Genomic DNA, 20177 nt, shown 5'->3' with positions numbered 1-20177 from the left:
AACTTCTATAATGACTCCATTAAAGAGAGGGGATGTGACGGCTTTGGGCGGATTTACGCTAAATATCAGAGACGTGCTTGAGCGCCCCGTGTTTCAAAGAGCCCGGCTGATCGCAGGCGCGGGCGGAACCGGCCGCAAGGTCGGATGGGTTCACATCTTGGAAATCGCAAACGTGGCCCCTTACGTAACGAAAAACGATCTGATCATGACGACCGGGCTTTGGCTTCGGCATTATGAGCAGGAGCGCCTGTCCTACATGCAGCAGCTCATACGGCAGGAAGCGGCGGGGCTGTGCGTGGAGCTCGGAACGAGCATTGAAAACATTCCCCAAGAAATCATCGAGCTTGCAGACGCATCCGATTTTCCCCTGATCGTGTTCGAGCAGCCTGTCCGCTTCGTGGAAATCACCCAGGATATTCACGGGCTGCTGATCAACCAGCAGCACCAGATGCTGAAGGATTTGGAGGCTTTCTCCCGCAGGCTTCAGCAAATTACGCTTCAGAGCACCGACGTAAACGCCATCCTCCATGTATTATATGAATACACCGGAATGCAGGTTGTGTACTATTCCACCGTGGATACGAACAAATTTATGCCCCGCGGCATCTCCGCATCCGCAGCGGAAGAAATTACGGCCTTGTACAGAGGTCGGGTAGAAGGAAACGAATCGGCCCACCAGGAGGCCGGCATGTTTGCGCTGCCGCAGGAAAGGCTGCTGCTGACGCAGCCTGTCATCTGCCTCGGGCAGACGCTGGCGCATGTCGGGCTGGTGCTGACGAACCGGCACGTGCAGGAGCGGCTGACGCTGCTGCTGGATTCCACCGCCAAATCGCTTGCCTCGCTTCTCCTTAGGATGCTTTTTCTGGAGGAAAAAATGCTCCGCGATCAAAACCAGCTCATCCAGGACATTTTGAATCACCAGATTAAAGACGAAGAGGAGGCGCGGATGCGCATGGGTCTGCGGCCGCCGAAGCAAAGCGAGATGTGGTTCGCGGGCGGGATGATCGAAACCGAATACGGCGAGGGAGAAGAAGAGGCGGACCGGGACAGGATCGAATCCGGTCAGCAGGATTTGCTGGTCCGGTTGCGCGCGCTTTTGAAAAAATACGCCCTTCAAAATCTGCTGATGCAAAAAGGCCGAAGGATCTACGTGCTGTGCGCGCGGGATAAATCCGCCAAGGAGGATACGCCGGTTTTATTGCAGCAGACGATTCGCAAAATCGTGGAACGGCTGCAGCATCCGGCTTCCGGAGTTCCCTTGTTCCGGCTGCATGCCGGTTTTGGCCTCGTACGCAACCGAATGACGGATATGCACCGCAGCTTCAAGGAAGCCGAGCAGGTGCTCGAAGTGGCGCGATCAAGGGTGGCCGTGCAGGACGGCCTTTTTTATGACCGGATCGGGGTGTACCGCCTCCTGAAGGCGATCCCGGCGGAATCGCTTGAATCGTTCGTTCAGGACCAGCTGGGCGCCTTGATCGCCTATGATCAGGAGCATCATCTGCATCTGCTGCAGACGCTCGACATGTATTTGAAATGCATGGGCTCCAAAAACGATACCGCCAAAGCGCTGTATATCCACAGGCAGACGCTGTACAACCGGCTGGATAAACTGATGGAGATTTTGGGCGAAGATTATTTGGAGCCCGAGCGGCGCGTCTGCCTGGAAATGGCGCTGCTCGCCCTGCCTCTTTTGGCTTGAATAAACATACAGACATAAAGGAATGATTGAACAATGAAAAAAGTCGGACTGGTCATGAGAAAAATTCAGTTTCGCGAAAACCAGGGGCCGCGCGTGTTTGCGGACCGCCTGAATGCGATCGGGCAGGAGCTGGGCGTGGACATCGTGTTCATTTCCCCGGAGCGCCATGTCAGCGGGTATGATTGGCTGCCGGGATACGAGCATGAAAAAGGGGATCTGGTCAATTACGACATCGTGCTGGACCAGATCCACGAACAAGGCATCGAGCATGTCATTTACACGGTGTCCGGTTTTACGTACCTGAAAATGTTCATCGAAAAAAGCGTCCTTTTTCCGCACAGCTTCCCGGATCCGGCTTTGACGGGATACGAAATGATGAAGCCTTTTTACCAAATCGTGGACAAGGCGATCGTGCAGACGGAATTTTTGAAAGAGGAATTTGCCAGAAACTTCGGGATTACCGACGTCGACGTCATCCCTATCGGATTCAGCGAAAGCTTGGCGCAAAAGCATTTTGATCCTTCGCAGGTCGTGCATAACCGGATTTTATGGATCGGCAGGGACGAGGAGAACCGGCGGCCGGACCTGGTGCTAGACTACGCCAGGCGGAATCCGGACAAGGAAGTGTTTATGGTATTCGGCGGCGAGCGCTACCGGGAAAGCATGAAAAAATACGATATCCCGGATAACGTGCGCCTGCAATTCGCGCTGAGCCAGGACGAGGTGTTTGCGTTGATGAACACCGCGAAGGTGTATTGGAACTGCTCCCGTTTCGATACGTTCGCCATGCCGCTTACGGAGGCGCTTGCGATGGGCAAAATCGTCGTGAAGCCGGAGCATCCTTGCTATCGCCATATTAACGCCCGCCATTCGTTTTCGGGGCATGAGGAGAACTGGTTCGAGCTTGTGAACATGGCGGCCGCGCTGCCGCAGTCCCATTCGATGGACAACCGTTATTATGCGTTCGACCAGTTTTCGAGCCGGGTGATGAAGGAAGGATACAAAAACTTTTTCGATGTTTGGCTCAGAGATTGACGGAAGCGCTCCGATCGGCGAGTATGTATATATGTACATAAACCCGTTTCGGGTTCGGAAAAGAAGGACTGAGGTCTGACGAGCGGGAGGTGGGTGTTGCTTTGTCTTTCTTGCGGAAGTATGTCCGGAAATACGGGAAGCTGTTTTGCGTGGCGGTGCTTTTTTTGACGCTGGAGGCTTTCTGCGATCTGCTGCAGCCGACCATCATGTCCAAGGTCATCGATGACGGCGTGGCGAAAGGGAGCATGAACAAGGTATTCGAGCTGGGCGGGCTGATGCTGCTGGTGACGGGAATCGGCGCCGTGTCCGCGTCCATTCGCAACGTGATTTCAAGCCATGTGTCGCAGCGCTTCGGGGCGGAAGTCCGATCGGATCTGTTCCGCAAAATCCAGTCGCTTTCGTTTGAGCGCATGGACCGGTTCGACCGGGCGTCGTTGGTGACGCGCCTGACGAACGACGTGACGCAGGTGCAAAATTTCGTGAACGGCCTGATGCGCTTTTTCGTCAAAGCTCCCTTGCTGGGGCTCGGCAGTTTGATCATGGCCGTGCGTCTCGATGTTCATTTATCCGTCGTGCTCGCGGTGGTCGTGCCTGTGGTAGCGGTTCTCATCTTGCTGAATATGAAGATCGGTTTTCCGTTTTTTATCCGGGTTCAGCGCGCGCTGGACGGGGTAAACGGCGTGATGAGGGAATATTTGTCCGGCGTTCGCGTCGTCAAGGCGTTTAACCGGTTCGAATACGAAGTGGATAAGTTCAATGCGGCCAACGACGAGCTCACGGCCCGGTCCATGACCTCGATGCGCGTCATGTCGGTGTTCGGCCCGGGCATTTCCCTGGTGGTCAACTTCGGCATCATCGCGGTGTTATGGCTTGGCGGCCTGTGCGTCGACAACGGGCAGATGCAGGTCGGCAGCATCATCGCCTTTATTAATTACATGACGCAAATTTTGTTTTCGCTCATGATGATTTCGAACGTGTTCAACATGTTCGTGCGCGCCAAAGCCTCGACGGGCCGGATCGGCGAAGTGATGGCCGAAGAGAGCGGGATGCCGGTCGGCGCGGCCGGGACGGAGCCCTCTCGCGGGGAGCGGGGAAGAATCGACTTCGAGCACGTCAGCTTCGCGTATGCGGGTTCGGCGGGCGATCCGGTCATCCGGGACTTTACGCTGACCTGCCTGCCGGGACAAACCGTCGGCATCATCGGCTCGACCGGCGCCGGCAAAACGTCGCTGGTTCACCTTATTCCGCGGTTTTACGACGTGACGTCGGGCGCCGTCAAAGTGAACGGCATGGACGTACGGGATATGGATCCGGCCAAGCTTCGCGGGACGATCGCGATCGTGCCGCAGAAAATCATGCTGTTTACCGGCACCGTCGAGGACAATTTGCGCTGGGGCAAAGAGGACGCGACGGACGAGGAGCTGGAGCAGGCCGCCCGGATGGCGGAAGCGCACGATTTTATCATGGCTTCGCCCGAAGGTTACCGGAGCCGGATCGGCCAGGGCGGCGTCAATTTTTCCGGCGGGCAGAAGCAGCGGCTCTCTATTGCGAGGGCGCTTGTCCGCCAACCGGAAATTTTGATTCTGGACGACTGCACCAGCGCGGTGGACGTCGCGACCGAAGGGCGGATCAAGCAGGCTTTGCGGACCTACGCGCAGGGACTGACCTGCATATTGATCGCGCAGCGGATCACGTCGGTGATGGACGCCGACCGGATCGTCGTCATGGACCGCGGCGAAATCGCCGGGACCGGCACGCATGAAGAATTGATGCAAACTTGCCGCGTGTACCAGGAGATTTACAAGTCCCAAATGGGAAAGGAGATGCAGCCGAATGCCGAACCATGATGCTTCGCGCGAGCAGCCGCAGGCTCCTGCGCCCCAGGGTCCGGGCGTTCCCGGGGGAAGACCGGGTCCCATGCGGGGAATGATGGGCAGAGGCCCCGGCGGCAAACCGAAAAACTTTGCGGGAACGCTCCGGCGATTGTGGGGATATATCGGCAGGGAGCGGAAGCTGCTGTCCTTGATTATGCTGTTCATCATTGTCGATGCCGGCGTAACGCTGGTCGGGCCGTATTTGATCGGCCGCTCGATCGACGCCATGTCGCCCGGCATCGGCGGCGTCGATTTTCACCTGCTGTTCGTGCTGATCGCCGTGCTGGCGGCGGCCTACGTGACCGACGCGGTACTCAACTTCGTGCAGGGCTGGCTCATGGCCGGCATCTCCCAGCGGATCGTCGCTTCGCTGCGCCGGGCGCTGTTCGGAAAGCTGCAGAAGCTGCCGGTATCGTATTTTGACGCGCGGTCGCACGGCGAAGTCATGAGCCGCTTGACGAATGACATCGACAACGTAAGCTCGACCATCTCCCAGTCGACCGTTCAGCTGATGTCCGGCGCGATCACGATCATCGGCTCGCTTGTGATGATGATCGTATTAAGCCCGATCCTGACCCTGGCGAGCCTGATCACCGTGCCGATCCTGTTTCTGCTGACGCGGACGGTCACCCGAAAGACCAAGGTGCTGTTCAAGGAACAGCAGGTGCAGCTGGGCATGCTGAACGGGCATATCGAGGAAAGCATTTCGGGCATGGAAGTGGTCAAAGCCTTCAACCACGAAGATAAAGCGATCGATGAATTCGAGAAGGTGAACCGGAAGCTGTTCGAGGTGGGATTGAAAGCGCAAATCCGTTCCGGCTTTATGATGCCGATGATGAACGTGATCAACAACATCGGATTTGCCGCCGTGGCGCTGGTCGGCGGGGTGCTTGCCGTCAAAAGCGTGATCACCGTCGGCGTCATTGCCAGCTTTATCAGTTATTCCCGCCAATTCGTCCGTCCTTTGAACGATCTCGCCAATATTTATAACCTGCTGCAATCCGGGATTGCGGGGGCGGAGCGCGTCTTCGAAGTGCTGGATGAACGGGAAGAGCCGCTTGATGCCGAAGACGCCAAAGTGCTGAGCGGGATTCGGGGCGAGGTCGTGTTCGACCAGGTCAGCTTCGGGTACCGGCCGGACGTTCCGATCCTGAAAAATATCAGCTTCGCCGCCAAACCCGGCAGCAGCACAGCGCTCGTGGGGCCGACGGGGGCCGGCAAAACGACGATCGTAAACCTGCTGACGAGGTTCTACGACGTGACCGGAGGCTCGGTCCGCATCGACGGAACGGACATCCGGGACTATACCCGGGACAGCCTCCGGCGCAGCTTCGGATTCGTGCTGCAGGACACGTATTTGTTTTCGGGGACGATCAAGGAAAACATCAAATACGGCAAACCGGACGCGACCGACGAGGAGGTCAGGGAGGCTGCGGCCATGGCCAATGCCGACGTCTTTATCCGGCGTCTGCCGGATGGATACGACACGCTGCTGTCGGAGAACGGCGGCAATTTGAGCCAAGGGCAGCGCCAGCTGCTGGCGATCGCGCGCGTGCTGCTTGCGAGGCCGGCCATTCTCATTCTTGATGAGGCGACAAGCAGCATCGACACCCGGACGGAGCTGCATATCCAGGACGCGCTCCTGCAGATGATGCAGGGCCGGACGACCTTCATTATCGCGCACCGGCTGAACACGATCCGCGATGCCGATACGATTATGGTCATCGACCATGGTGAAATCGTCGAGCAGGGCAATCATGAGCAGCTGATGAAGCGGCAGGGCTTTTACGCCCGCATGTTCGAAAGCCAGTTCAAAAATCTCGAACACGCGGCGGATTCGGTCGAAGCTGCTGAAGGATCGTAATCAAACGCCGATGTATTGCCTGAAAAAATGGATCGTGCGGCTTCATCAAAAAGGCGCCTGAAATCACAGGCGTCCTTTTGTTTTGCTTTTTCTTTTTTTGAACCAAAATACCGCGGCCACGACGACCGCCAAAATGACCATGGACAGTGCAAAATAGCGGGAGGCGACGTGAAGCAGCTGCTCGATGTTCGGGCCGAACGTTTTGCCGATCATGACGTAGACCAGCACCCATACCAATCCGCCGATGTAGTTCAAAATGAAAAAGGTGCGGGGCCGGATTTTCAGCACCCCGGACACATAACCGGTAAAATGGCGAAGTCCCGGCACGAAATAGCTGATCAGAATGAGCTTGTTGCCGTATTTCCCGAACCAATCCGTCACCTTTGCAAGCCGGGCCTGATTGAGAAACACATATTTCCCGTACTGTTCCAGAAAAGGCGTCCCCAGTCTGTAGCCGACAAAAAAGGTCACCGTCGTCCCGATGATCGCGCCCACGTAAGAATAAAAAATGATGAAGGGTATATGGAAGTCCCCGAATGAGGACATATGGCCCGATATGGCCATCGCCAATTCGCCCGGGAAGGGAAGCGCCAGCGATTCCGAAAATAATCCGAAAAATAACACAAGGTAGCCGTATTGTTCAAACAGTTGGTTCATCCACTCCATTATTCAATCTCCTTTTATCTCTAATGGCCGGATTGTCCGGTTGTTTCATTCAAAGGGCAGTACAACATTCGCATCTTCAGGAATGAGTTTCCGTCTATTGTTCATTCTATAAGAAACGGAAGAGCATTCGGAACTGGCTGCGGTCCAGTTAAAGCACTAGACCTTGGTCTGGCCGTGCCTGCATGTGCCCGATATTCAATTAGACGGAGGAAACCGGTCGTTCCCTGCAAGTTTCATGAAAATGCCCCGGAATAGGAGATGCAGCGGGAACGGCGCAACGCCGCTTGAGACGACACACCCTGCCGACACGAGAGCATGAAAAAGCACCCGCCCCCCAATCGGGGAGCCAGGTGCTCTTTCATCGCGCCTTACTTATTCGTGCTGTGCTGTTTGTTCTGCAGCTGAGCTTGAGGCTGGCCTGCGGCGCGCTGCTTGTTTTTGCGCTGGTTTTCCTGCTGCTCGTGCACCTTGTTTACGAAATCGCGCGTGCTGTCCGTCATGTTCTCATTCACGCTCCCTTCTGCTTCGGAAATGGGGTTCCCTGTTACGATTTCCGAAGAGGGCAAATGGAATTCATGGGATGCGAAGCATGCCTCCACGAAGGCAAGCACTTCTTCCCGGATCGGGGCGAGCCCGTGCTTCGCCGAGGCCGGGTCCCTGCGCAGCTCCCAGAACTTGTTCATCAGTTCCCGGTCGCCGCCGAAGGTAAGCTCGGACAGCCGCTCCATTTCTTCGGCAATCGCTTTTCCCTCACCGGATTCCGGTTCCAGACCCTCCCGCAAACACCGCTCGACCCGGGCAATCACCTGCACCCAGCCGCGCGTCAGTTCATCGCTGCCCTCGAGGCGGGGCAGTTTCGCCTTCAATACAAGCAGTTCTTCTTCTTCAAAATAACTTTCCCAGCTGACCGTACGTTCTTTTGATCCTTTTACCAGCGGCAGCAGCGTCTCCCACCGGATTTTACCCTCCGCTTCGAGCAGATTCAGCAAGGCGTTCGTATTGTTCAAGCTTTCCTGCAGATTCTCCAGCTTTTTTTTCAAATGCTTCCGGTGCGCCTCCAAAATCTGTCCGATGGATAGTTCATCAAGCAGATGCCGGATTTCATCGAGCGGAAGCGACAAGGACTTCAGCAGCGATATTTTTTCAAGCCGCAATAAATCCTCTTCGGTGTAAAGCCGCCTGCCGCCCGCTTCTTTTTTGCCGGGGATGACCAGCCCGATTTGGTCGTAATAGCGAATGGTGCGGATGGACACCCCAAGCTTCGCGGCCACTTGCCCCGTGGTCCATGTATGACTCATGGCAATCAACCCCCGCTTCCTTACAGGTTTAAAAATTTGTGCTTGCAGGTGACGTTGCGTCACCTTGTAGACTACACCTTAACCGAAGGAAAATACAGGGGGAATGTGCAAATGAAAGCAAACAACAATCAAACTTGGGCCAAAGATCCTTGGTCGGTCAAAGAGCTGGCCGCCATCGTTTTTTTGGCTTTTCTGCTGGTGCCATGGCTGGTGGAAGTCAAATTATACGCGTTTCTGGAAAAATGGTTCGGCAACTCGTTGTATGCGGGTACGCTGATGGGCTTTATCCTGAGCATCGTGTACATGGCAAGTCTTTATCTTATTGCGCTCTACCCGCATAAAGCCGGATGGTCCGAGGTGGGTCTCCGTTCTTTTCCGCGCAAATATTGGAGCGCCATTCTGCTGTGGTCGGCTGCGATCCTGGCACTCGGGACGGCTATGCTGTTTCTGATGACGCTGCTTGGCGGCGGCTACGAAAACAGTAAAACCGATAGTTTGCAAAGCCATGCGAGCGTTCTGGGCATCCTGATCGCCGTTGCGGCCGCAGGCGTCATTTCGCCCATCTATGAGGAAATTCTGTATCGGGGTTTTCTGTACCGCTGGTTTCGGACGCGTTTCGGGGCGGGGTGGGCGCTCTTCATCAGCTCCTCACTGTTTACGATCGCCCACATCCCGACGTATAACACGCTTCCCCTCAATTTCGCGAGCGGCCTGATTTTCGCCTGGACCTATGAAAAAACGCGTTCCGTCGTTCCCGGCATCATCGTTCACGGGTTGACGAACACGGTGGCGGTGCTGCTGACGGCATTTGCATAAATTGTATACCGTTTTGTGCATAAAACCACAAAGTGGGCAGGCTGTAATCCTTGTGATTACGGCTTTTTCGTTGTTCGATGACTTTGTATTGATCCCAAAATTCCTTGATTTGATCGCGATTTGACGATTGACAAAACAGGTTCAGCTGGTAGAATGATAAACAGAGTCGATCTAATTGAGAATGAATATCATTCTTATTATATGTAATATGATGACATATAGTCTGGATAGAAAGAGTCTGATTCCTAATGAAAATGTGGTACTTGTGGGCAGCTTTTATCGTGTTATCCATCATATCCCTGTTCGTGGGGGTCAAAGACATCGCGCCTTGGGATTTGCTGCATCTGACCCCGGAACAGCAGCAGGTCATGTGGATCAGCCGCCTGCCGAGGTTGGTCAGCATGATCATCGCCGGCACCAGCATGAGCATCATCGGCTTGATCATGCAGCAGCTGACGCGCAACAAATTCGTTTCGCCGACGACGGCGGGGACGATGGATTCGGCCAGGTTCGGCATTTTGGTGGCGATGATGCTGTTTTCGAACGCGAGCACGCTGGAGAAAATTTTGGTCGCTTTCGTGTTCGCGCTGCTGGGCACCTTTATTTTTATGCGGATTCTGGACCGGGTGAAGTTCAAGGACGCGATTTTCATACCGCTGGTGGGGTTGATGTTCGGCAATATCGTCAGCTCGATCACGACTTTTTTTGCCTACAAAAACGACCTGATCCAGAACATGTCAGCCTGGCTGCAAGGCGATTTCTCGACGGTGCTGAAAGGCCGCTACGAAATGCTGTACGTCAGCATCCCGCTGATGATTATCGCCTACCTGTTCGCGAACCGCTTTACGATCGCGGGCATGGGCGAGGAGTTTGCGGTCAACCTGGGTCTGAACTACAAGGCGGTCGTCAATATCGGGCTGGTGCTGGTCGCGGCGGTGTCGTCGGTCGTCATTTTGACGGTCGGCACGATTCCGTTCCTCGGGCTGGTCGTTCCGAACATCGTGACGATGTACCAGGGCGACCATTTGAAAAAAAACCTGACGCATACCGCTTTGCTCGGAGCCGTGTTCGTCCTGTTCTGCGACATTTTGGGCCGGATCATCATTTATCCGTACGAGATTTCCATCGGCCTGACGGTCGGCGTGCTGGGCAGCGCGATCTTCATTTTCCTACTCCTGAGAAGAAAGGCATATGCGTCATGAAAAAAAAGCTCATTTTTCTGGCAGTTATCGCACTTGCCCTCATCGCCGTGTTCATGCTGATCCAGGCCGGAGGCCATTGGGATTACGTCCTTCCGCGCAGGGGCAAAAAGATACTGGCCATGATCTTGACCGGCGGGGCGATCGCTTTTTCGACCGTCGTGTTCCAGACCATTACAAACAACCGCATCCTGACGCCAAGCATTATGGGACTGGATTCGCTGTATATGCTGTTCCAAACCTTTATGGTTTACATATTCGGTTCGGCGGGCCTGACGACGATGGGCAAAAACGTAAACTTCATCATCTCGGTCGGCCTGATGGCGCTTTTTTCGGTGGTTTTTTACAAGCTGCTGTTCAAGCGGGAAGGGCAAAACATTTACTTCCTGCTGCTGCTCGGGCTGATCTTCGGCACGTTGTTCCAGAGCCTTTCGACCTTCATGGAGGTGCTGATCGACCCGAACGAATTCCAGATCGTCCAGGATAAAATGTTCGCGAGCTTCAACAACGTCAACACGGAGCTGCTCATCCTGTCGCTCGTGCTGATGGCGGGCGTGGCGGTATACTTCGCGCGTTATGCCAAGTATCTGGATGTCATTGCCCTGGGAAAGGACCAGGCGGTGAATTTGGGCGTGGATTACGACAAGGTCGTCAAAAGAATGCTTGTGGTGGTGGCGGTGCTCATTTCGATCTCGACGGCGCTCGTCGGACCGATCACGTTCCTCGGGCTGCTCGTCGCGAATGTCGGCTACCAGTTCATGAGAACCTACAAACATCATTTCCTCATTCTCGGCTCCATGCTGCTGAGCATCATCGCCCTGGTGGGCGGGCAGCTGCTGGTCGAGCGGGTATTCACCTTCTCCACGACCTTAAGCGTTATCATCAATCTGGCCGGAGGAATCTACTTCCTCTACCTGCTGCTAAAGGAGAGTAAATCGTCGTGATCGAGGTCAAAAACGTAACCAAACGATACAACAACAAAACGGTCTTGGACGACGTGTCCGTCACGATCCGCAAAGGGAAGATCACTTCCTTCATCGGCGCGAACGGCGCGGGGAAAAGCACGCTTTTGTCCCTGATCAGCCGCCTGAACAAAAAGGACGAAGGCGACATTCGGATCGAAGGGCAGCCTATCGACAAATGCAAAAGCAGCGAGCTTGCGAAAAAAATATCGATCCTCAAGCAGTCCAACCATATCAATGTGCGGCTTACGATCCGCGAGCTGGTGAGCTTCGGGCGTTTCCCGTATTCGCAGGGCAAGCTGAAGCCGGAGGATTGGCAATACGTCGACGAGGCGATCCGTTATATGGAGCTGGAGGATTTGCAGCATCAATATTTGGATCAGCTGAGCGGCGGCCAGCAGCAGCGGGCGTTTATCGCCATGGTCATCGCGCAAAACACGGAATACGTGCTTCTCGACGAACCGCTGAACAACCTGGACATGAAGCACTCGGTGCAAATCATGAAGGTGCTGCGGCGGATGGTCGACGAGCTTGGCAAAACCGTCATTATCGTCATTCACGACATCAACTTCGCTTCGGTCTATTCCGACGATATCGTCGCGCTCAAGGACGGGCGTGTCGTCAAGGAAGGGTCGGCAGCGGAAATCATCGATTCGTCCGTGCTGAAGCAGGTGTACGGCATGGACATTCCGATCGAAACGATCAATAATCATCGCATTTGCGTTTATTTTGCGTAAAACCTGCGTTTCCCGACTTTGGTAATGAGATCGATGCACCGCCAATTGCCAGGGCCCGGCAGGATTGCTGTGCGTCGCATCATTTTATAAATTTGGCTCTGTTTAGGTATTGCGTGGCGGCCGCCGTGCACGAAAGTAAGAACTAAAAAATTATAAATGAGGTGACCCCCGTGAAAACAAGAAACATGTTCATGCTGATCCTATCCGCGATGCTGGTGTTCGTGCTGGCAGCTTGCGGCAACAATAACAAGACGGCGGAAACGCCGGTAACGGAAACGTCGGCCAATGCGTCCGGCAGCTCCTCCGATGCATCCGGTTCGGATGAACTGACGATTAAACATAAGCTGGGCGAAACAAAAGTGAAGAAAAACCCGCAAAAAGTCGTCGTATTCGACTTCGGGATTCTCGACACGCTCGATAAGCTGGGCATCAAGGTAACAGGCGTGCCGCAGGCGAACATCCCTCCATACCTGTCCAAATACGCGGATAAAGATGCTTATAAAAATGTCGGCAGCTTGAAAGAGCCCGATTTCGAAAAAATCAACGCCCTGTCTCCGGACCTGATCATCATTTCCGGCAGACAATCCGACGCTTACGATGAACTGAGCAAAATCGCTCCGACCGTATACCTTGGACTGGATACGACCAAATTCATGGACTCTTTTAAAGAAAACATGACCACCGTCGGTCAAATCTTCGGCAAGGAAGACGAAATCAAAACCGGACTCGAAGCAATCGACAAGTCGATTGCCGAAGTGCATGACAAAGCTGCCGCTTCCGGCAAAAAAGCGCTGATCGTCCTTTCCAACGAAGGCAAGCTAAGCGCGTACGGCCCGAATTCCCGATTCGGCATCATTCATGACGTGCTCGGATTTGCCCCTTCGGATGACAAAATTGAAGTATCGACGCACGGCCAAAGCGTAACGAGCGAATACGTTGCCGAGAAAAATCCGGACTATCTGTTTGTCGTGGACCGCGACGCTGCGGTAGCGACCGATAAAGACGGGGAAAAAGCGAAGCAAACCGTCGAAAACGACCTTGTGAAAAACACGAATGCCTATAAAGACGGGCATATCGTGTATCTCGATCCGAACTACTGGTACCTCTCCGGCGGCGGTCTGCTGTCCGTGCAGGAAATGGTGAAGGAAGTCGGCGACAGCATCAAATAAGCCTGCAGATTGCCTTTACAGGTTATCGAAAGGGAACGGCTGCTTGCATTCCGAAAAGGGGTGCGGGCAGCCGTTTTTGCATAAGGAACCATTTGGGCCCGGATGCTGCGATTCAACATTGAAAATCTTGGCGGGAAGGGGCGGGTACGTCGGCACAGCCCGTTATGCAGCGGGATCTTGTCTGTAAAATCCTGTATATGATTTAATAGGCTTACTACTATTGAATGGAGCGCAAGGGGGAGAAACAAGCTTGGCTTTTTTGAACTTTCACCCAAACGATTATTCGGTGTCTTATGGTTCGGAGACCGTCACGCTGTTAGCGAAAGAATATGCGCTTCTGAGGTTTCTTTATCAGCATGCAGGCCGGACCTTCACGAGGGAGCAGCTGCTGGACCAGGTATGGCCGATGGAATATCCCGGAGAGCGTACCGTCGACGATCATGTTTACCGCTTGCGGAAGAAGCTGAAGCGATGGAGCGGAAAGATCCGGCTGGCTACCGTGCGGGGACTCGGTTACAGCTTAATCATGCAGGACACCCCGGTGTTCAATATCCCGTCATGGTCGGACGGAGGCCTGCAGCAGCAAATCGCGGAGCTACTGGATACCTATCAGAAGCTTGGGCAAAGCCGGTCGATGCTGGCGCTCGCGAACCAACAGGAGCTGCTTGGCGTGAACATTGATACCTTCCATTTGATGTTTCTCCGTTTTGTGCAGGCGGACCTGGATTGGTTTCTGAATAGCTCCGAAGTGGAGGACCGGGACAAATTATACTGGCTGCTGGTTTCCTATTATGCCTTTTACAAGGAAGCGCAGAAATGCCTGGATTACTTTGAACGGGCCATCGAGGCCAATATCATGCCGTTTCAAATGCAGCGGGAGCTGGAAATGCTGAACATCATCGGGCTCTATACCGACAACGGGCGCATCGAAGAAGACTTGCTCAAAGTCGAAGAGGCATACCGGATCATCGAAAGCCTAGATGGAGAGCTTGATAGTTTTAAGGTGCATGTGGCCACGTCGGAAATGTACATTCATCTGAAGGCGCGGCATGTACCGGAGGCGGAGCGATGTTCCAAGCGGATCGAGGGCATGCTGGCCGACGCTCCTTATTTAAGGGAAATCTGCACCTATCACGGCTTAAAAGGAAGGCTCCTTCTGCTACAAGGCCGCCGTAAAGAAGCGCTGGCCGCTTTTGAACATGGCCTCGAAGTCGGGGAAGCGGCGCATAATGCACCTTTGCTGGTGAGTTCGGTCGCAGGCACGCTGGATTTCCTTGAAACGGTACATCATGATCCTCCTCTGCAGCGGCAGTTTCAAGCGCGTTATGATGAATTTGAACGGATGTACGGGCTTTCGGGGCATCAACAGCCGCTTGAGCGGATGATCGAGCGGATTCTAGACTCCGTCTGATATTCTTCTGATATTTCTCCGTTAAGATGGAAGCATTCTGATTCATGGAGGAACTTTCATGTCAACCGTATCATCCGCACCCGGTAGCCGCCCGGCATCGATTTGGGGCAACCGGACGTATTCGAAAATGTTCGCGGCCTACGCCATGGCGTCTTTCGGCGAATGGTTCGATGCTTTTGCGATCGAAATTTTGGTAGCTTACCGCTGGCACGCCGATCCGTTTATGATCGCCCTGATTCCGGTGATGATGGCTTTGCCCGGCATTCTGCTCGGGTCGTTTGCCGGCGTCATCGCCGACCGGTGGAAAAAGGTTAATCTGATGCTGATCGCCGACGCGGCCGAAGCGGTGCTTACCGTGCTGCTTCTTTTTGCCCCGGGCATGTACTGGCTGCTGCCGCTCCTTGCGCTGCGTGCCGCCATGGGCGTTTTCCGCGTACCGGCGCATCAGGCGTTGACCCGGCAAGTGGTTCATGAAGATCAGCTGTTGAAGGCGACTTCTTACAACGGCCTCGTGAACCAATTTTCCAAAATCGCGGGTCCTCTCCTTGGGGGTGTGGCTCTGACGGTCATCTCTCCGCAATTATGCATTCTTGTGAATGCGATCACGCGTCTTCTTTCCTGCATGTTGCTATATACGCTGCGGCATATCGAAGAAAACGAGGCGGGAGGAAAACCGAAGGAATCCGGTGATTCGGGAAGCGATGAGGAGCACAAACAAAGTTTCGCCCAATTATGGAAGCAGGGCTGGGGCGCGCTGCTGCAGCGCCGGATTTTGCTCAGCAGCTTTATCGTTAACATGGCCGTCATGCTCGTTATTCTCATGATCGATTTTCAGTTTCCGACGTTGTATCGGGAAATCGCTCCCCATAACGAATCCCTTCTCGGCTGGATGGTGTCGGCGACGGGGGTAGGCGCGGTCATCACCATTCTGATCCTCAATCGCCTCGGCAAGGTAAAGTACGGAATCGGCATCGGCGGAGGCGTCGTGCTCGTTGGAGCGGCCTTTGGAAGCATGGGGCTGCTTACGCCGGGTTCGCCTGAACTGTGGAGCATTGTTTTGGGCCTTGTCATCGGCGTTGGAAACGGTCTGTTCATCGTCACCTACAACTATGTGCTGCAGCGGGAAACGCCGGAAGGCATGACCGGAAGAATTTTCGGCATCCAAAACATGTCCGCCAGCACCATCATGATTGCCGCACCCTTAATTGGCGGGGCACTTATTCATGGATGGGGCGTAAATAGGGTATTTCTCTTTTTGGGAGCGGTAGTTTTATTGATCGGCGTGGTTTGCCTCGTTTTGCAGGCGGTGTTGTGGCCGTCCAAGCAGGCAGCGACGCCGTCGCAGGATATGCGGGAGGTTTCCGGGTAGACGCATTTGCCGGAAGATCGTAGTCTAAAAAAGTGCTAACTTTTGCCTGCCGCCATTGTTTAATGGATAAGGGACGTTTTACCGTGCAGCGGCTGGAGGTGAACCGGTGATGAATTTTTACAAAAGAATCTCCTTATTTTTCGGGGTCTATATGATTTTGGTTTTTGTTGTCTACTTCCTGGCGGAATTTACCCCTCCGATCGTTCTTAACGTGTTTTGGTGCTTGCTCGTTTTCTCGTTATTGATGATGGCTGCGTATCTCATTTATCATTACCTTAATAAGTACACTCGAAAACGGGGGGACCGGCAATGATACGTTATCCCATTTTAAAAGAAGGGGCCGTCATCGGCACGACTGCGCCTTCGTCCGGCATGGAGGAAACCATGCATGGTTTGATTCGGGAAGCGACCCGGCGTTTGGAGAAGGATGGCTTTCGGGTCATAACCGGGGAAACCGTATGGACGCAAAACAAAGCAAAGTCCGCTCCCGCCAAGGTACGCGCCGCCGAGCTGAACCGGATGATACGGGACGAGGGGGTTGACCTGATCGTGCCGCCTTGGGGCGGGGAGCTGCTGGTTGAGATTCTGGAGCATCTCGATTTGGAGAAGCTGCCGGAAAAATGGATGCTCGGTTATTCGGACATTAGCGTGCTGCTGCTTGCCGTGACGTTAAAAACAGGCTTGGCCACCGCCCATGGCACGAATCTGGTGGATTTGAGGGGCGAATATTCCGACGAGACGACGGCAATGTGGCGCACCGTGCTGTCGACGAAAACCGGGGAATCGGTTGTGCAGCATTCGTCGCCAAAGTTTCAGAAAGAATGGGACCATGCCAATCCGGTGCCATGCATCTTTCATTTGACGAAACCGACCGATTGGAAAACGGTAACCGGCGGCAAGGTTCATGTTCAGGGCCGCCTGCTCGGCGGCTGCGTCGACGTGATCCGGCATTTGATCGGCACGCCGTTTGGCGATGTCCGCACTTTTCAGCAGGAGCGGATCGGCGGGGAACCGATTTTGTGGTATCTCGAAAATTGCGAGCTGAATACGGCCGATTTGCGCCGGTCGCTGGTGCAGATGAAGCTGGCGGGTTGGTTCGATCATTGTTCCGGCCTGATGTTCGGACGAAGTCCGGCCAACCGTCCGGTCGAAAATTACACCGCCGAGGATGTATACCGCGAGCTTGCGGAAGAACTGCAGTTGCCTGTCATTCATGACATCGACTGCGGCCATGTGCCTCCGCAGATCACCTTCATCAACGGCGCATACGCAGAGGTTGAAGTGGAAGCTGGGCGAGGGAAGGTTGTACAGCATTTTAGGCCTTGAAAGGGATATATTTGAGGTAAAGACTCCGATGAGCAACCAACTTGTTCGTCGGAGTTTTTTTATCGGCTGAGCCGGAACTGCCGGAAAAATATCTTTTCAACCGACATGTTGATCTGGATTATGTGCTATTATTTGGAAGAACGGTCCATAACCAAGGCAGCCGCTCGCATCTATAAGTTTTTAAAATACATATAGCAGCAACAAGGGAGTGATACGAATTGATTGAAACGGCGGGAAATCGGCAGGAGCCGGTCATATCGATCCGCAATCTGGAAATGAGTTATGGAAGCAAGCCGATTTTGCAGGGCATCGATCTGGACGTGCATAAGGGGCAAATCATCGGTTATATCGGCCCGAACGGCGCGGGCAAAAGCACGACGGTCAAAATCATGCTGGGTCTGGTCGAAGGGTACCGGGGCGAGGTGCGGATTTTTGGCAGGGACATCGCGGACGGGGACATCGAATACAAGCGGCGCATCGGTTATGTGCCAGAAGTGGCGGAACTGTACGACAGCTTGACCGCACAGGAGTATTTGGTGTTTGTCGGGGAGCTGTACGGGCTCGCGCAGCGAAAAGCGGATCACAAGGCGAGACGGCTGATGGCCAAATTCGGGCTCGAAGAGGTTTATTTCGACCGGATTTCTTCGTTCAGCAAAGGGATGCGGCAAAAGGTGCTTCTGATTTCCAGCTTGCTGCACAACCCGGACATTCTGTTTCTTGATGAGCCTTTGAGCGGCCTGGACGCCAACAGCGTCATGATCGTAAAAGAGATTTTGGCGGCGCTGGCGGCCGAAGGCAAAACGATTTTTTATTCCTCGCATATTATGGACGTCGTCGAGAAGATCAGCAGCCGCATTTTGCTGCTTAACGGGGGGCGGATCGTCGCCGACGGCAGCTTCGAGGAGCTGCGGGAGCAGTCGCATGAACGGTCGCTGGAGCAAATTTTTAATGATTTGACCGGATTTCACGAATACAAGGATGTGGCGTCTTCGTTCGTGTCGATCGTTCAGGAGGTGTAGCGGATGGGTAGCGTGAAATGGCTGCAAATTCTGGATCCGCTGCGGGGGCTGTTCGAAAGATCCGGGATCGACTACGAAATGATGCGCCGCATCTTGGAGGTCAAGCTGTTGATGGACGGCCGCAGGGTGCCGACGCTTATTCAGAAATCCTCCAAAAATGCCGACCCTGACAAGCAGTCCAACCAATTTATCAAGTCGCTGTGGATTTACGTCATTATCAGCGTCATCTTGGTGCCGTTTATCGTCATGAAGACGAATTACATGTTTCAGATGAGCCTGGTGTTCGGCATCCTGATGTTCATGATCACGACATCCATGATCTCCGACTTTTCATCCGTAATGCTGGACGTGCGCGACCGGAACATTTTGTTTTCCAAGCCGGTGCAGCGCCGCACGATCAGTATGGCCAAAATGCTTCACGTGATGATTTACCTGCTGCTGTTGACCGGATCGTTGACCGTGGTGCCGCTTCTGGTCGGGTTATTCAAGCACGGCGTCTTGTTTTTCCTACTTTTCCTTGTGGAAATCGTGCTGATGGACTTTTTTATCGTCGCGCTGACGGCGGCGCTTTACTGGCTTGTACTGCGCTTTTTCGACGGGGAGAAGCTGAAGGACATCATCAATTACGTTCAGATCGGGCTGACGATCGTTATGACTGTAGGGTATCAGTTTATCTCCAGATTGTTCAGCGTCATCGATTTGAAGGTTGCGTTTAGGCCGCAATGGTGGGAGATTTTCATATTTCCGGCTTGGTTCGCCTCCCCGTTCGAATGGCTGCTTGGCGAAGGGAAGTCGCCGCTGGTCATCGTCTTTTCCGTCCTTTCGGTCGTCGGGACGGCGGCCGCCTGGGGATTGTATTCGCTGTTGATGCCTTCATTCGAACGGAATTTGCAGAAGCTCGCCAGCCATCACGGGCGGGGCAATACAAGCCGTTTCCGCCTGCAGGAAGGGCTGGGCAGGCTCTTTTGCCGGAGCCGGATTGAGAGGCTCTTTTTCCGCTTTTCCTGGGATATGATGGGCCGGGAACGGGACTTTAAGCTCAAAGTCTATCCGCAGCTCGGCTTTTCCATCATATTTCCGTTTATTTTCATGTTTAATATGCTGCGCTCGGAGGGCGGTTTTGCCGCCATGCGAATGGGCAAAGGGTATTTGTTTTTGTACTTCTGCGGGCTTATGATCCCAAGCATCATCATGATGCTCAAATTCTCGGGCAACTATAAAGGGGCATGGATTTATCAGACCGCGCCGTTAACGGACGTCGCCTCCGTCTATAAAGGAGCGCTGAAGGCGATGGTCGTCCGGCTGTTCGCTCCGGTATTCATTTTGCAGGCCGTCATTTTCCTGATCATTTTTGGCGCGAGAATTATTCCGGAACTCATCGTCATTTTGCTCGGGGTGCTGCTGTATGTGGTCGTCAGCTTTATGGCGTTAGAAAAAGGGCTGCCGTTTTCGAGGCCGTTTCAGAACGCCCAGTCCGGCGGCGGGTTTGTTATTTTTGGGCTTATAGTGCTGCTTGGCGTCTTCGCGGGTGCGCATTTTGGCTTTACATTTTTACCGTACGGAGAGTATTTATACATGCTCCTGCTGCTCATCCTTAATCTGGTTGCTTGGAAGCTGGCTTTCCGCGAGCTGCCTGCGTCTTAAGTACCTTATAGGTAAAATTACCCGGTCTTTTTTCCAAGAAAAACATTTGCACTTTCCTGCCTATATTTCACACTTTGATTATGGTTCAA

Annotated in this window: 16 protein-coding genes; 14 read left to right on the top strand and 2 right to left on the bottom strand. The window is 53.9% G+C overall.

Features of this window, described 5'->3' with window-relative positions; all coding sequences use genetic code 11:
- The first annotated feature begins 10 nt into the window (after positions 1-10).
- The 4 genes from GQY55_RS15980 (at position 11) to GQY55_RS15965 (ending at position 6472) form a co-directional block, all read left to right on the top strand.
- Positions 11-1699: a PucR family transcriptional regulator gene (locus GQY55_RS15980; RefSeq protein WP_160042873.1), complete on the top strand. Its 1689-nt coding sequence runs from the start codon at positions 11-13 to the stop codon at positions 1697-1699.
- A 33-nt stretch (positions 1700-1732) separates the two neighbouring features.
- A complete protein-coding gene (locus GQY55_RS15975; protein WP_160042872.1) occupies positions 1733-2734 on the top strand; it encodes a glycosyltransferase in 1002 nt (333 codons plus the stop codon).
- 101 nt (positions 2735-2835) lie between these two features.
- On the top strand, positions 2836-4581 hold the full coding sequence (locus GQY55_RS15970; protein ID WP_160042871.1) for an ABC transporter ATP-binding protein: 1746 nt from the start codon (positions 2836-2838) through the stop codon (positions 4579-4581).
- A complete protein-coding gene (locus tag GQY55_RS15965) occupies positions 4568-6472 on the top strand; it encodes an ABC transporter ATP-binding protein (protein WP_160042870.1) in 1905 nt (634 codons plus the stop codon). The genes GQY55_RS15970 and GQY55_RS15965 overlap by 14 nt, the downstream gene beginning before the upstream one ends.
- A 63-nt stretch (positions 6473-6535) precedes the next feature.
- Here GQY55_RS15965 and GQY55_RS15960 read toward each other — a convergent pair whose 3' ends face one another.
- Positions 6536-7138: a DedA family protein gene (locus GQY55_RS15960; protein ID WP_160042869.1), complete on the bottom strand. Its 603-nt coding sequence runs from the start codon at positions 7136-7138 to the stop codon at positions 6536-6538.
- Between the two features lie 368 nt (positions 7139-7506).
- Positions 7507-8436: a DUF4023 family protein gene (locus GQY55_RS15955; RefSeq protein ID WP_160042868.1), complete on the bottom strand. Its 930-nt coding sequence runs from the start codon at positions 8434-8436 to the stop codon at positions 7507-7509.
- A 111-nt stretch (positions 8437-8547) separates the two neighbouring features.
- Between GQY55_RS15955 and GQY55_RS15950 the strand changes: the two genes are divergently transcribed.
- From GQY55_RS15950 to GQY55_RS15905, 10 genes are all read left to right on the top strand, one after another.
- Positions 8548-9252, top strand: coding sequence for a CPBP family intramembrane glutamic endopeptidase (locus GQY55_RS15950; protein WP_160042867.1), 705 nt, complete (start codon positions 8548-8550; stop codon positions 9250-9252).
- 248 nt (positions 9253-9500) lie between these two features.
- Positions 9501-10454, top strand: coding sequence for an ABC transporter permease (locus GQY55_RS15945; protein WP_160042866.1), 954 nt, complete (start codon positions 9501-9503; stop codon positions 10452-10454).
- Complete coding sequence (locus tag GQY55_RS15940; protein WP_160042865.1) at positions 10451-11395, top strand: iron chelate uptake ABC transporter family permease subunit; 945 nt, start codon at positions 10451-10453, stop codon at positions 11393-11395. Before GQY55_RS15945 ends, GQY55_RS15940 begins: the two co-directional genes overlap by 4 nt.
- Positions 11392-12150: an iron ABC transporter ATP-binding protein gene (locus GQY55_RS15935; protein ID WP_160042864.1), complete on the top strand. Its 759-nt coding sequence runs from the start codon at positions 11392-11394 to the stop codon at positions 12148-12150. Before GQY55_RS15940 ends, GQY55_RS15935 begins: the two co-directional genes overlap by 4 nt.
- Before the next feature lie 185 nt (positions 12151-12335).
- Positions 12336-13319, top strand: coding sequence for a siderophore ABC transporter substrate-binding protein (locus GQY55_RS15930; RefSeq protein ID WP_236575672.1), 984 nt, complete (start codon positions 12336-12338; stop codon positions 13317-13319).
- A 250-nt stretch (positions 13320-13569) separates the two neighbouring features.
- Complete coding sequence (locus GQY55_RS31825; RefSeq protein WP_280517171.1) at positions 13570-14730, top strand: winged helix-turn-helix domain-containing protein; 1161 nt, start codon at positions 13570-13572, stop codon at positions 14728-14730.
- A 58-nt stretch (positions 14731-14788) separates the two neighbouring features.
- The gene (locus GQY55_RS15920) at positions 14789-16099 is read left to right on the top strand and encodes an MFS transporter (protein WP_160042863.1); all 1311 of its coding nucleotides are present in this window, start codon (positions 14789-14791) and stop codon (positions 16097-16099) included.
- A 309-nt stretch (positions 16100-16408) separates the two neighbouring features.
- Positions 16409-17425, top strand: coding sequence for a S66 family peptidase (locus GQY55_RS15915; RefSeq protein WP_160042862.1), 1017 nt, complete (start codon positions 16409-16411; stop codon positions 17423-17425).
- Positions 17426-17700: 275 nt separating this feature from the next.
- Positions 17701-18444 carry an ABC transporter ATP-binding protein gene (locus GQY55_RS15910; protein WP_160043086.1) on the top strand — a complete coding sequence of 248 codons (744 nt, stop codon included), beginning with the start codon at positions 17701-17703 and terminating at the stop codon, positions 18442-18444.
- A 3-nt stretch (positions 18445-18447) separates the two neighbouring features.
- Positions 18448-20088 carry a hypothetical protein gene (locus tag GQY55_RS15905; protein WP_160042861.1) on the top strand — a complete coding sequence of 547 codons (1641 nt, stop codon included), beginning with the start codon at positions 18448-18450 and terminating at the stop codon, positions 20086-20088.
- Positions 20089-20177 lie beyond the last annotated feature (89 nt).

Origin of the sequence: Paenibacillus sp. USDA918EY (assembly GCF_009870825.1) — a bacterium.
GTDB lineage: Bacteria > Bacillota > Bacilli > Paenibacillales > Paenibacillaceae > Paenibacillus_AQ > Paenibacillus_AQ albilobatus.
This window is presented reverse-complemented; position numbering and strand designations above follow the sequence as displayed.

Bases quoted from the DNA above. Each gene is read 5' to 3' on its own strand.
- GQY55_RS15905 (WP_160042861.1), top strand. From the start codon at position 18,448: ATGGGTAGCGTGAAATGGCTGCAAATTCTGGATCCGCTGCGGGGGCTG.
- GQY55_RS15950 (WP_160042867.1), top strand. From the start codon at position 8,548: ATGAAAGCAAACAACAATCAAACTTGGGCCAAAGATCCTTGGTCGGTC.
- GQY55_RS15965 (WP_160042870.1), top strand. From the start codon at position 4,568: ATGCCGAACCATGATGCTTCGCGCGAGCAGCCGCAGGCTCCTGCGCCC.
- GQY55_RS15910 (WP_160043086.1), top strand. From the start codon at position 17,701: ATGAGTTATGGAAGCAAGCCGATTTTGCAGGGCATCGATCTGGACGTG.
- GQY55_RS15915 (WP_160042862.1), top strand. From the start codon at position 16,409: ATGATACGTTATCCCATTTTAAAAGAAGGGGCCGTCATCGGCACGACT.
- GQY55_RS15920 (WP_160042863.1), top strand. From the start codon at position 14,789: ATGTCAACCGTATCATCCGCACCCGGTAGCCGCCCGGCATCGATTTGG.
- GQY55_RS15945 (WP_160042866.1), top strand. From the start codon at position 9,501: ATGAAAATGTGGTACTTGTGGGCAGCTTTTATCGTGTTATCCATCATA.
- GQY55_RS15960 (WP_160042869.1), bottom strand. From the start codon at position 7,138: ATGGAGTGGATGAACCAACTGTTTGAACAATACGGCTACCTTGTGTTA.
- GQY55_RS15975 (WP_160042872.1), top strand. From the start codon at position 1,733: ATGAAAAAAGTCGGACTGGTCATGAGAAAAATTCAGTTTCGCGAAAAC.
- GQY55_RS15980 (WP_160042873.1), top strand. From the start codon at position 11: ATGACTCCATTAAAGAGAGGGGATGTGACGGCTTTGGGCGGATTTACG.
- GQY55_RS15955 (WP_160042868.1), bottom strand. From the start codon at position 8,436: ATGAGTCATACATGGACCACGGGGCAAGTGGCCGCGAAGCTTGGGGTG.
- GQY55_RS15940 (WP_160042865.1), top strand. From the start codon at position 10,451: ATGAAAAAAAAGCTCATTTTTCTGGCAGTTATCGCACTTGCCCTCATC.
- GQY55_RS15930 (WP_236575672.1), top strand. From the start codon at position 12,336: ATGTTCATGCTGATCCTATCCGCGATGCTGGTGTTCGTGCTGGCAGCT.